The sequence below is a fragment of the Brachybacterium sp. GCM10030267 genome (assembly GCF_042666875.1).
Taxonomy (GTDB): domain Bacteria; phylum Actinomycetota; class Actinomycetes; order Actinomycetales; family Dermabacteraceae; genus Brachybacterium.
In genome coordinates this window covers 272,894-285,155 of the sequence record NZ_JBHTCX010000017.1, presented here as the reverse complement: position 1 = coordinate 285,155, position 12,262 = coordinate 272,894, and the positions used below count along the sequence as shown (strand labels likewise).

The window sequence follows — 12,262 nt, the reverse complement described above, 5'->3', positions numbered from 1 at the left end:
GCGCCGCCGCCGCCGGGCGATCCTGGCCACGGTCTCGGCGCTCGCACTGCTGATCGTGGCAGGCCTCGCCACCGCGGTGTTCCTGCCCTCGCTCCAGGTCCGCGAGATCACCATCGCGGGGCTCGGCTACGTCGAGGAGCAGCAGGTGCGCGAAGCGGTCGAGGGCCATACCGGGGACAGCGTGCTGCTGCTGCCGGGCTCCGAGATCGCCGAGGACGTCGCCGGTGTCCCGGGAGTGGAGTCCGCGGAGGTCGAGCGTGCCTGGCCCGACGGCGTCCACGTCACCGTCACCGAGGCCACCCCGGTCGCCCAGCTGACCCGGACCGACGGGAGCACCGCGGTGCTCGACGCCCAGGGGCAGGAGCTTCCCGCCGCAGCGGCCGAGGGGGCCACTCTGGTGCCCTTCGTGCTCGATGAGAACTCCTCGGACCCCGAGGGCGCCACGGCCGCGATGAGCGAGGTCCTCGCCGCCATGCCGGAGACGCTGCGCGGGTCCGTCCAGAAGGTCTCCGCCTCCAGCGACAGCGATGTCACGCTCGAACTCGCCCTGGAGGACGGCGGCACCAAGACGGTCGTGTGGGGCGACGCGGCCGACTCCGAGCTGAAGGTGGATGTGGTCCAGGCACTGGTCTCCCAGCCGGGCGACGTCATCGACGTCTCCTCCCCGGTCGCCCCGGTCACGCGCTGATCTGCCCTCGCCGGCCCACGCTGCGAGCCGGAGGATCCACGGGCGGTGATCCATCCCGCCATCCGCGGCCGACACGCGCCCGTGGTGTTTGCGTGCACGTGTCCTCGTCCATAGCGTCAAAGGAAAGGAGAGGCGCCCCGAAGTCCGAACCTCGAGTCGAGGTTGAGGGTTCTTCGGCAGTCGGCGACCAGATGCGACGCAGGCCCCTCTCTGCAGGTGAACGACAAGAGCAAGGACCCAAACGTGGCCGGAACCCAGATCTCCCTAGCAGTCATCAAGGTCGTCGGCGTCGGCGGCGGAGGTGTCAACGCTGTCAACCGCATGATCGACTCCGGCCTGAAGGGCGTCGAGTTCATCGCGATCAACACCGATGCCCAGGCGCTCCTCATGTCGGACGCGGACGTCAAGCTCGACGTCGGCAAGGAGATCACCCGTGGTCTCGGTGCCGGCGCCGACCCCGAGGTGGGCAAGCGCGCCGCCGAGGACCACGCCGAGGAGATCGAAGAGGTCCTCCGCGGCGCAGACATGGTCTTCGTGACCGCCGGTGAGGGCGGCGGCACCGGCACCGGTGGCGCCCCGGTGGTCGCCAAGATCGCCCGCAGCCTCGGCGCGCTGACGATCGGTGTCGTCACCCGACCCTTCACCTTCGAGGGACGCCGCCGCTCCACGCAGGCGGAGTCCGGCATCGACGCGCTCCAGGCCGAGGTCGACACCCTCATCGTCATCCCCAACGATCGCCTGCTGTCCATCGCGGACAAGCAGGTCTCGATGCTCGATGCCTTCAAATCGGCGGACCAGGTCCTCTTGTCCGGTGTCCAAGGCATCACGGACCTGATCACCACGCCGGGCTTGATCAACCTCGACTTCGCCGACGTCAAATCCGTCATGCAAGGGGCCGGCAGCGCCCTGATGGGCATCGGCTCGGCCCGCGGGGACGACCGTGCCCTGCAGGCCGCCGAGCTCGCCGTCTCCAGCCCGCTGCTGGAGGCTTCGATCGACGGCGCCTACGGCGTGCTGCTCTCCATCCAGGGCGGCAGCGACCTCGGGCTGTACGAGGTCTCCGAGGCCGCTCGCCTGGTCCAGGAGGCCGCCCATCCCGACGCGAACATCATCTTCGGCTCCGTCATCGACGACGCCCTCGGGGACGAGGTCCGGGTGACCGTCATCGCCGCCGGCTTCGAGGGCGGCGGGCCCGCCCCGCGCGCGGAGACCCCGCCGCTGCAGCGCTCCGAGCCGATCCCCGCTCCGCGTGCCTCCTCACAGCAGTCGCAGCCGTCGGCCTCGGGCACGGAGCGGCCGGCCGCTGTCGGCGCGGGCGCCGGTGCGGCCGCCACGCCGGGTGCCTGGGGGCTGCCGCAGCAGACCTTCTCGCCGTCCCGTCAGGACCAGGCCGGATCCGCGACCGAGCAGGCCGGGTCCGCTCAGGGGCAGTACGGCCAGACCGGCCAGAACGGTCAGTCCGGCCAGTACGGTCAGGCCGCCCTGAACGGTCAGTCGGGACAGAGCGGCCAGGCAGGTCAGAACGGCCAGGCGGAGGAGCACGGTCAGTCCGGTCACCACGGCGGGGAGCAGCAGGCCCAGCCCCCGCAGCAGGGTCAGGACGGCTCGCAGTCGGCGCCCCGCACCCAGGAGGAGCCGGCGCGGCCCCCGCGCATCGAGGAGCCGCCGTCGGACGACGACGACCTCGATCTGCCGTCCTTCCTGAAGTGAGCTCAGCTCTCCCGGTGCGGGCCTCGCGACATCGCGGGGCCCGCGCCCTGTTCACGGGGCGGACCGGGGGAGTGAGCACCGGAGACTTCACCGGGCTGAACCTCGCACGTCACGTCGGGGACGACGCGGAGTGCGTCGAGCACAACCGTCAGCTGGTGGCGGAGGCCGTCGGTGCGCCGCTCGTGTTCGTCGACCAGGTCCACTCGGCCGACGTCCACGTGCTGCCCGAGACGGGGCCCGTCCCCGTCGTCACGGCGGATGCGCTGGTCACGACCCGGCGCGACGTGGCGCTGGCCATCATGGTCGCCGACTGCCTGCCGGTTCTGCTGTCCGACCCGGTCTCGGGGACCGTCGCGGCGGCCCACGCCGGTCGCGCCGGGCTGCTCGGCGGGGTGCTGGAGAGGACCGTGGTCGAGATGGCGCGCTTCGGTGCCCGGCCCGAGGATGTGACGGTCACCGTCGGCCCGTCGATCTGCGGGCAGTGCTACGAGGTGCCGGAGCAGATGCGGGACCAGGCCGCCGAGCTCCTGCCCGCCGTCCATGCCGTGACCCGCTGGGGCACGCCCGCTCTCGACCTGCGCGCCGGGGCGGTCGCCGTGCTCACCGAGGCCGGGGTCCCGGCGGCCGCGATCGACGCAGGCGCTGCGTGCACACTCGAGGACGAGGAGTACTTCTCCTATCGGCGAGCGGCACGGACCGGTCGCTTCGCCGGCGTGATCCGTCGGGAGTGACATCGCACGACACGGCCCCACGACACGCCGACCGCTTCCCGTGGAGGCGGAAAGCCCTGCTGTACTTTCTGGGGAGAAGGGCTTCCACGCACTCCCCGTGCTTCCCCGAAGCCCAGGTCAGCGTGAACAACGAACTGGGAGATCTGCGATGGGCAACTGGCGCAACGCCATGGTCGCACTCGGCCTCGCCAATGAGGTCGACGACGAATACTACGAGGACGAGCGGATCCGCCAGGACGAGGCGGCCGCTCCGGCTCGCCGCACCGAGCGTGGCCCGGAGCCCGCACCCGAACGGGAGGCCCAGGTGACCCCGATCCGACAGCGGTCGAACGTGGTGCCCATGGCGCCCGCAGTGGAGGAGTCGATGCATCGCATCACCACGATCCATCCGCGTTCCTACAACGACGCCAAGGCGATCGGCGAGTCCTTCCGCGACGGGGTCCCCGTCATCGTGAACCTCTCGGAGATGCAGGACGGCGACGCCAAGCGCATGGTCGACTTCTGCGCCGGGCTGATCTTCGGCCTGCGCGGCGACATCGAGCGCGTCACCTCCAAGGTCTTCCTGCTCTCGCCGGAGTTCGTCGAGGTCGACGGGGACACCTCGGCCGACGACACCGGCTTCTACAACCAGAGCTGAGCATTTCGGTGCAATTCGTCGCCGCGGTGCTGTACATCGCCGTCCTGGTGTACACACTCGTGCTGCTGGCACGTCTGGTCCTGGAATGGATCCAGGCCTACGCCCGTGACTTCCGCCCCTCGGGGCTGGTGCTGGTGCTCTTCGAGGTCGTCTACACGCTGACCGATCCGCCCGTGAAGGCACTGAGGCGCCTGATCCCTCCGCTGCGCCTGGGCCCCGTCGCCCTCGACCTGAGCCTGATGATCCTGCTCGTCGGCGGCTGGATCCTGCTTGCCGTGCTGGCCCCGCTCGCGCGCTGATGCGCGCGGCGTCCAGGACGTCCTCCAACATCCGCTAGGCTGTCGGCACCGCGCCGTACGCGCACCACGACCCCAGAACGACGAGAAGGTGACCCATGGCTCTGATGCCCGATGACCTGCTGTCCAAGCGGTTCACCCCGGTCCGGTTCTCCGAGGGCTATGACATGGACGAGGTGGACAACTACCTCGACAACGACATCCTGCCGCGCCTGCAAGAGCTGATCGACGAGAACAACCGCCTGACCAAGGAGCTCGAGGAGGCGCACAACCGCATCGCCGAGCTCGAGTCCGCGCCTGCTGCCGCAGCGGCCACCGACGCCCCGGTCGTCGAGGACGAGGCGGTCATCGACGAGACCCCGGTCTCGGCGACGGCGGATGTCGACGCCGAGACGACGGCTCAGCAGCCCGCGGTCGCGGAGGCTCCGGCCGAGGAGCCCGTCGCCGGCGCTCCCGCTGTCGCCGACCAGGGCAGCCCGGACCAGTCCGCGGCCGGCATCATCGCCCTGGCGAACCGCCTTCACGACGAGTACGTCAAGAACGGTGAGGACGAGCGCGACCGGCTCATCTCCGAGGCCAACGAGGAGCACCGCCGCATCGTCTCCGAGGCGGAGGAGAAGTCCCGCACCACGCTGGCCGAGCTCGAGACTAAGAAGGCCGAGCTCGACAAGACCATCGAGGGCCTGCGCACCTTCGAGCGCGACTACCGCAACCGTCTGCGCAACTACCTCGAGAACCAGCTCCGCGAGCTGGACACGAGCGAGACGCAGGACAAGCAGGCGAACTTCGGTCTGTGAACCACGCTGCTTCCACGCCGACGAGCGCCGGGCCCGAGGGGTCCGGCGCTCGTCGCCGTGTGAGCCGTCTCGTCGTCCTGACGGGGATGGCCGCCGTCGCCGCGGTGATCGCCGTGGCCGACCAGATCACCAAGGCATGGGCGGAGCACAACCTGACGGAGCTCGAGCCCCAGCCGTTCCTCGGTGAGGTCCTCCAGCTGACGCTGCTGTACAACTCCGGCGCGGCCTGGGGGATGGGCGCCGGGATCACCCCGGTGGTGACCTGCCTGCAGATGGTCATCGTGATCGGCGTGCTGATCTTCGCCGTGCGCGCGGTGCGCTCGCTCTGGTACACCCTCGCGCTCGGCCTCATCCTCGGCGGGGCCCTGGGCAACATCCATGACCGGCTGCTGCGCGACCCCGGCCCCTTCCGCGGCGAGGTCGTCGATTTCCTCGAGCTGCCCAACTGGCCCGTCTTCAACGTGGCGGACATGGGCGTCGTCGGCGGCGCCATCCTCATCGTGCTGCTGGGGGTGCTCGGCCATGCCGCCGATCCGGCCGTGGCCGAGGCCGAGGCACGAGCTGGAGCGGAGCGGGCAGAGACCTCGCCGTCCGCCGTCGACGGACCGAGCAGCGAGGACGGACCGAGCACGGACGACCGGCCGAGCGCCGACGACGCATCGAGCACGGAGGACCCCCGGTGAGCTCCTCGCGCTTCCTCATGGTTCCCGACGGACTCGCCGGCGAGCGCGTGGACGTGGGCATCTCGCGCATGCTGGGCCTCTCGCGCAGCCGTGCCGCCGACCTCATCGACGGCGGCCACGTCGAGATCGACGGGCAGGCACCGTCACGCTCCACCCGTCTGGAGCCCGGGGCGATGCTGAACGTCGAGCTGCCCGATGAGCGTCCCGCCGCCGAGGTCCGGCCGATGATCGCCGAGGGCATGAGCCTGGTCCACCAGGACGACGACATCGTGGTGATCGACAAGCCCGTCGGCGTCGCCGCACACCCCAGTCCCGGCTGGTCCGGGCCGACGGTGCTGGGGCATCTCGCCGCCGCCGGCGTGAGCATCCGCACCAGCGGTGACCCCGACCGCCAGGGCATCGTCAGCCGGCTGGACGTCGGCACCAGCGGCCTGATGGTCGTCGCCCGCACCGAGCGCGCCTACACCACGCTGAAGGACTCCTTCCGCGCCCGCGAGGTCGGCAAGGTGTATCACGCCGTCTGCCAGGGGACCCCGGACCAACCGCAGGGCACCATCGAGGCCCCGATCGCCCGCTCCCCGAACCACGACTACAAATTCGCCGTGCGCCGCGACGGGAAGCACTCGGTGACGCACTACGAGACGCTGGAAGCGCTCCACGGCGCCACGCTGTTGAAGGTGCGACTGGAGACCGGCCGCACCCATCAGATCCGCGTGCACCTGGCCGCGCTGCACCATCCGCTGGTGGGCGACCCGCTGTACGGCGCGGATCCGACGCTCGCGGCGCGCATCGGCCTGATCCGTCAGTGGCTCCACGCGATGGAGCTCAGCTTCGTCCATCCGGTCAGCGGCCGGGAGGTCACGTTCGTCTCGCAGTACCCGCGCGACCTGCAGGATGCGCTCGAGGCACTGCGCAGCAGCTGACCGGCCGTGGCAGGTCCCGCCGCAGCACCTCGCGCGATGGCCACCGGTGACGCGCCCGAGTCGCGGAGCGGCTACCGTCGAGGCATGAGCGACGAGCAGACCTCCGGTGCGCTGACCCCATCCCGGGACGCGGCCCTGGCAAGGCCCGACTTCCCCTTCGCCCGGGTCGCGCGCCGCCTGGGCATCGACCCGGCCGGCGCAGTGGTGACCCTGCGCGACGACGATCGCGCCCGCGCAGCGATCGCGGAGGCCGCCCGCGCCTACCTCGAGGCCGACGACGCCCGCCGGGCCGGCCGGTCGCCGTCGACGCCCATCGCCCTGGACCCGGACTTCCCGACCGGGGTGGGTATGGCGCTGGTCGGCGCAGCGGTGCTGTGGGACGCGCGCGAGCTGGTGCCGCGCATCGCGCTGCGCGTGGCCAAGGACCATTACGAGGACGGCGCCGACGAGCTCGCTGCGAGCTACATCGCCCTGGTCCAGGAATCGGTCGACCCCGGCGAGAGCAGCTCGGACGATGCGTCGGCATGGGCCGCCCAGTCCCTGCTGGTCGCCGTGCTCCAGCGCTCCGGCGACCCGGCCCAGGCCGACGAGATCGCGCGTGACCTCGCCGCCCACGGCATCCCCCTGGACCTGTGGCGCGGTGACGACCCGACCCTCCCGGACGACTCGATGGCCTGGCACGGCGGCGCCTTCGTGGGCGGCATCCCCCCTCGCCGCGACGAGCGCAGCCTCAGCTTCGAGGATGTCCACGACTACATGAACACGCTCCTGTCGGACATGCGCCGCGAGCAGGAGGCCGAAGGCGACGACTCGGGGACCTGAGCCCGCTATTCCCGACACGCCGGACTCGCCGAGGTGACCTCCCCGACGGGTCGGACCGGCCCCGGCGCGGCGCGTCGCAGGGCCTGACTGGCTACCCTGGAACGCATGTCCGACGACTTCGTGCACCTCCACGTCCACACCGATTACTCCCTGCTGGACGGGGCGGCGAAGATCGACAGACTCGTCGAGGAGACGGTCCGCCAGGAGCAGCAGGCCGTGGCCATCACGGACCACGGGTACCTGTTCGGCGCCTACGAGTTCTACAAGACGGCGAAGAACGCCGGGGTCAAGCCGATCATCGGGCTGGAGGCCTATGTGACGCCCGGGACCAGCCGTCACGATCGCACCCGTGTCCAGTGGGGGACCCGCGAGCAGCAGATCGCCGGGGACGATGTCTCCGCTCGTGGCGCCTATACCCACATGACGCTGCTCTCGCGCAGCACCGCGGGCATGCACAACCTCTTCCGGCTGGGCTCTGAGGCCTCGCTGGACGGCCAGATGGGCAAGTGGCCTCGGATGGACCGCGAGATCCTCTCGAAGTACTCCGACGGGCTGATCGCGACCTCCGGCTGTCCCTCCGGCGAGATCCAGACCCGCCTTCGGCTGGGCCACTTCGACGAGGCGGTCAAGGCGGCCGGCGAGTTCCAGGACATGTTCGGCAAGGAGAACTACTTCATCGAGCTGATGGACCACGGCCTGTCCATCGAGCAACGGGTGACCAAGGATCTGCTGGCGGTGGCCAAGGCTGTCGGCGCCCCGCTGGTGGCGACCAACGACCTCCACTACGTGCGCGAGGAGGACGCCACCATCCAGGACGTCCTGCTGTGCATCAACTCCGGGTCGCGCCTGAGTGACCCCGACCGCTTCAAGTTCGGCGGCTCCGGCTACTTCCTGAAGTCCGCCGCCCAGATGCGCGAGCTGTTCCGCGAGTTCCCCGAGGCCTGCGACAACACGCTGCGCATCGCCGAGATGTGCGACGTCCACTTCCGCACCACGGACGAGGGCGCGAACTACATGCCCAACTTCCCCACCCCGCCCGGGGAGGACGAGGAGTCCTGGTTCGTCAAGGAGGTCCAGCGCGGCCTGGAGTACCGCTACCCGATGGGCATCCCCGACGCGGTCAAGCAGCGTGCCGACTACGAGGTCGGCATCATCCTGCAGATGGGATTCCCCGGCTACTTCCTGGTCGTCTCGGACTACATCAAGTGGGCCAAGGAGCAGGGCATCCGCGTGGGGCCGGGCCGTGGCTCCGGCGCGGGCTCGATGGTCGCCTACGCCATGCGCATCACCGATCTCGACCCGCTCGAGCACGGGCTTCTGTTCGAGCGGTTCCTGAACCCCGACCGCGTCTCCATGCCCGACTTCGACGTCGACTTCGATGATCGCCGCCGCGGCGAGGTCATCGAGTACGTGGAGCGCAAGTACGGTGACGACCGCATCGCACAGGTCATCACCTACGGCGTGATGAAGACGAAGAACTCCCTCAAGGACGCCGCTCGCGTCCTGGACTACCCGTACGCGATGGGCGACCGTCTCTCCAAGGCGCTGCCGCCGACGGTGATGGGCAAGGACATCCCGATCAAGGGAATCTTCGACCCCGATCATCCGCGCTACGCCGAGGCGGGGGAGTTCCGCAAGATCCACGACGAGGACCCCGACGTCCAGAAGGTCGTCGAGATCGCCAAGGGCGTCGAGGGCCTGACCCGCGGCTGGGGCGTCCACGCCTGCGCGGTCATCATGTCCAGCGACCCGCTGATCGACATCGTGCCGATGATGCGCCGCCCCTCCGACGGCCAGATCATCACCCAGTTCGAGTACCCCACCCTGGAGACCCTCGGGCTGCTGAAGATGGACTTCCTGGGCCTGCGGAACCTCACCGTCCTCTCCGACGCGGTCGACAACATGGCGCGCAACGGGAAGACCCCGCCGGATCTGGAGCAGCTGCCCTTCGACGACGAGAAGACCTACGAGCTGCTCCAGCGCGGCGACACCCTGGGCGTCTTCCAGCTCGATGGCAGCGGCATGCGCACGCTGCTGCGGCAGATGAAGCCCGACCAGTTCGGCGATATCACCGCCGTCTCCGCGCTGTACCGCCCGGGGCCGATGGGCATGAACTCGCACACCAACTACGCGCTGCGCAAGAACGGGCTGCAGGAGATCACCCCGATCCACCCCGAGCTCGAGGAGCCGCTCGCCGAGATCCTCGGCGAGACCTACGGGGTCCTGGTCTACCAGGAGCAGGTGATGCAGACGGCGCAGAAGGTCGCCGGATACAGCCTCGGCCAAGCCGACATCCTGCGCCGCGCGATGGGCAAGAAGAAGCTCGCGGAGCTGGACAAGCAGTACGTCTCCTTCGAAGCCGGCATGCGGGAGAACGGGTACTCCCCTGAGGCGGTCAAGGCCCTGTGGGAGACGCTGCTGCCCTTCGCCGACTACGCGTTCAACAAGTCCCACTCGGCCGCCTACGGCGTGGTCTCCTACTGGACCGCCTACCTCAAGGCCAACCACCCCACCGAGTACATGGCGGCCCTGCTGACCTCCACCCAGGAGAACCGCGACCGCCTGGGCCTGTACCTCGGGGACTGCCGCCACCGCGGCATCACGGTGCTGCCGCCGGACGTCAACGAATCCGACCTCTACTTCTCCGCCGTCGGCGACGACATCCGCTTCGGTCTCTCGGCGATCCGCAACGTCGGCGCCCACGTGGTCGAGGAAATCATCAAGACGCGGGAGGAGAAGGGCGCCTTCACCTCCTTCACGGACTTCCTGGACAAGGTCCCGCTGTCGGTGTGCAACAAGCGCACCATCGAGTCCCTGATCAAGGGCGGCGCCTTCGACTCCCTGGGCGCGAACCGCCGCTCCCTGGTGCTGATCCATGAGGACGCGGTCGATTCCGTGGTCGACGTCAAGCGCAAGGAGGCCCAGGGCCAGTACGACCTGTTCGCCGACGTCTTCGGAGGCGCCGGCGGTGGTGACGACGGGGTGGCCACCGGCTCGGCCGCCACCATCGTCGTCCCCGACGTCCCCGAGTGGGACCGCAAGGAGAAGCTCGCCTTCGAGCGCAACATGCTGGGCCTGTACGTCTCGGACCACCCCCTGTACGGTCTCGAGCACGTCATCGCCCAGAACTCCTCGACGTCGATCAGTGCGCTCGCCGACGATGGAGCCGTCGAGGACGGCTCCATGGTCACCATCGCCGGGCTGATCACGTCGCTGCAGCGCAAGACCACCAAGAAGGGCGACATGTGGGCCATCGCCACGGTCGAGGACCTCGAGGGCTCCATCGACTGCCTGATGTTCCCCTCGACCTACCAGACGGTGGCCACGGAGCTCGCCGAGGACCTCATCGTCTCGATGAAGGGTCGGGTGGACACCTCCAAGGGCATGCCCGAGCTGCGCGTGATGGAGATGTCGATCCCGGAGACGGGCGCAGGTCCCGACGGGCCCGTCGTGATCGCTCTGCCGGCGATGCGCGCCACCAGCGCTGTCGCCGAGAAGCTGCGTGGGGTGCTCGAGGACAACCCCGGCTCCAGCGAGGTGCGTCTGCGCCTGCAGGAACCGGGACGCACCACGCTCATGCAGCTGGACAAGCGCCTCTCGGTGTCGCCGTCGGCCGCACTGTACGCCTCCCTGAAGGCCCTGCTGGGCCCCAGCTGCCTGCAGTGACGGCGCTGCCCGGCGTGCTGGAACGGGGCGCGCTGGATTAGCGTAGGTCCATGAGCATCGCCGACGACCTGCTGCCCGCCTCCCTGCTGGACACGTTCCGCGAGCGCGCCGTGATCCACGACCGGGAGAACACCTTCCCGGAGCAGGATCTCGCGGATCTGCGCGAGCGTGGCTACCTGCGCCTGCTGGTGCCGGTCGAGCTCGGCGGTCTCGGCGCGAGCCTGCTGGAGGCGACCCAGGTCCAGCGGCGCCTGGCGCAGGCCGCGCCGGCCACGGCGCTGGCGATGAACATGCATCTCGTGGTGACCGGCGCCGCCCTGCACGCCCACCGGCTCGGAGCCGGCTCGGTGCGCACGATGCTCGAGGACGCGGCGGCGAACCGCCTGTTCGCCTTCGGGATCTCCGAGCCCGGCAACGAGGCCATGCTGTTCGACTCCTCGACCCGGGCCGACGCCCGGCGCGACGGCGGCTACCAGGTCAGCGGCACCAAGATCTTCACCTCCCTCGCTCCCGTGTGGGACCGCCTCGTGGTCCACGGCCGGCTCGCCCGCACCTCCGAGGTCGATCCCCGCCTGGTGTTCGGCGTGATAGAGCGCACCGACGCCGTCGAGACGGTCCCGGACTGGGACACGCACGGGATGCGGGCCACGCAGTCGTGCACCACCGTGCTGGACCGGGCCCCGATCGCCGCGGACCAGGTCCTGGCGCTGACCCCCGTCGGTCCCAATCAGGACCCGTTCGTGATGGGCATCTTCGGCGCGTTCGAGCTGCTGATCGCCTCGGTGTACACCGGCATCGCAGAACGCGCGATCATCGTCGGCGCGGACCTCGCCACCACGCGCCGCAACGTCACGCGCGGCATCGTCCACGCCGACGACCCCGACATCCGCTGGCGCCTCGCCGACGCCGCGATCGCCGTCGACGGAGTGGTCCTGCAGATCGACAAGCTCATGGCCGACCTCGACGCGCTGGGGCTGGGGGAGAGCGGCGTCGGCGTGACCGACCACGGCCCCAAATGGTCCCAGCATTTCTCCGGGGTGAAGTCCCGAGCCACCGAGGTTGCCATCGGTGCGGTCGACCAGGTCCTCCGCGCCAGCGGCGGGGCCCAGTACTTCCGGCGCAGCGAGCTCGAACGGCTCTCCCGGGACGTGCGTGCCGCGATGTACCACCCCTCCGACGCGGAGTCCGTCCACGCCTCCTACGCGAAGTCGCTGCTGGGCGAGATCGGCGGCACGCGGCCGGTGCTGCCGCGATGACTGCACGTACGACGATCGCCCCGGCCCTCCAGGAGGAGTGCCGGGGCGATCGA

Annotated in this window: 11 protein-coding genes; all 11 read left to right on the top strand. The window is 70.0% G+C overall.

Annotated elements, in window-relative coordinates; genetic code table 11:
• Positions 1-55: 55 nt before the first annotated feature.
• The 11 genes from ACFQS2_RS15835 to ACFQS2_RS15785 all read left to right on the top strand — a co-directional run bounded on the left by ACFQS2_RS15835 (position 56) and on the right by ACFQS2_RS15785 (position 12,209).
• Entirely contained in the window at positions 56-688 is a 633-nt protein-coding gene (locus ACFQS2_RS15835; protein WP_377794379.1) for a cell division protein FtsQ/DivIB, read from the top strand.
• A gap of 243 nt (positions 689-931) precedes the next feature.
• Complete coding sequence (gene ftsZ, locus ACFQS2_RS15830) at positions 932-2,398, top strand: cell division protein FtsZ (RefSeq protein WP_377794378.1); 1,467 nt, start codon at positions 932-934, stop codon at positions 2,396-2,398.
• Positions 2,395-3,129 (top strand): peptidoglycan editing factor PgeF, encoded by a 735-nt coding sequence (gene pgeF, locus ACFQS2_RS15825; protein ID WP_377794377.1) that lies wholly within the window; start codon positions 2,395-2,397, stop codon positions 3,127-3,129. Before ftsZ ends, pgeF begins: the two co-directional genes overlap by 4 nt.
• 148 nt (positions 3,130-3,277) lie before the next feature.
• Complete coding sequence (locus tag ACFQS2_RS15820) at positions 3,278-3,766, top strand: cell division protein SepF (protein ID WP_377019032.1); 489 nt, start codon at positions 3,278-3,280, stop codon at positions 3,764-3,766.
• A gap of 8 nt (positions 3,767-3,774) precedes the next feature.
• Entirely contained in the window at positions 3,775-4,065 is a 291-nt protein-coding gene (locus tag ACFQS2_RS15815) for a YggT family protein (RefSeq protein WP_377019034.1), read from the top strand.
• A gap of 95 nt (positions 4,066-4,160) precedes the next feature.
• Positions 4,161-4,859, top strand: a complete 699-nt coding sequence (locus ACFQS2_RS15810) for a DivIVA domain-containing protein (protein WP_377019035.1) — start codon at positions 4,161-4,163, stop codon at positions 4,857-4,859.
• A 59-nt stretch (positions 4,860-4,918) separates the two neighbouring features.
• The gene (gene lspA / locus ACFQS2_RS15805) at positions 4,919-5,542 is read left to right on the top strand and encodes a signal peptidase II (RefSeq protein WP_377794376.1); all 624 of its coding nucleotides are present in this window, start codon (positions 4,919-4,921) and stop codon (positions 5,540-5,542) included.
• Positions 5,539-6,465, top strand: a complete 927-nt coding sequence (locus ACFQS2_RS15800; protein ID WP_377794375.1) for an RluA family pseudouridine synthase — start codon at positions 5,539-5,541, stop codon at positions 6,463-6,465. Before lspA ends, ACFQS2_RS15800 begins: the two co-directional genes overlap by 4 nt.
• 84 nt (positions 6,466-6,549) lie before the next feature.
• Positions 6,550-7,287 carry a hypothetical protein gene (locus tag ACFQS2_RS15795; protein WP_377794374.1) on the top strand — a complete coding sequence of 246 codons (738 nt, stop codon included), beginning with the start codon at positions 6,550-6,552 and terminating at the stop codon, positions 7,285-7,287.
• A gap of 105 nt (positions 7,288-7,392) precedes the next feature.
• Entirely contained in the window at positions 7,393-10,953 is a 3,561-nt protein-coding gene (gene dnaE / locus ACFQS2_RS15790) for a DNA polymerase III subunit alpha (RefSeq protein ID WP_377019039.1), read from the top strand.
• 50 nt (positions 10,954-11,003) lie between these two features.
• Entirely contained in the window at positions 11,004-12,209 is a 1,206-nt protein-coding gene (locus tag ACFQS2_RS15785) for an acyl-CoA dehydrogenase family protein (protein ID WP_377794373.1), read from the top strand.
• Positions 12,210-12,262 lie beyond the last annotated feature (53 nt).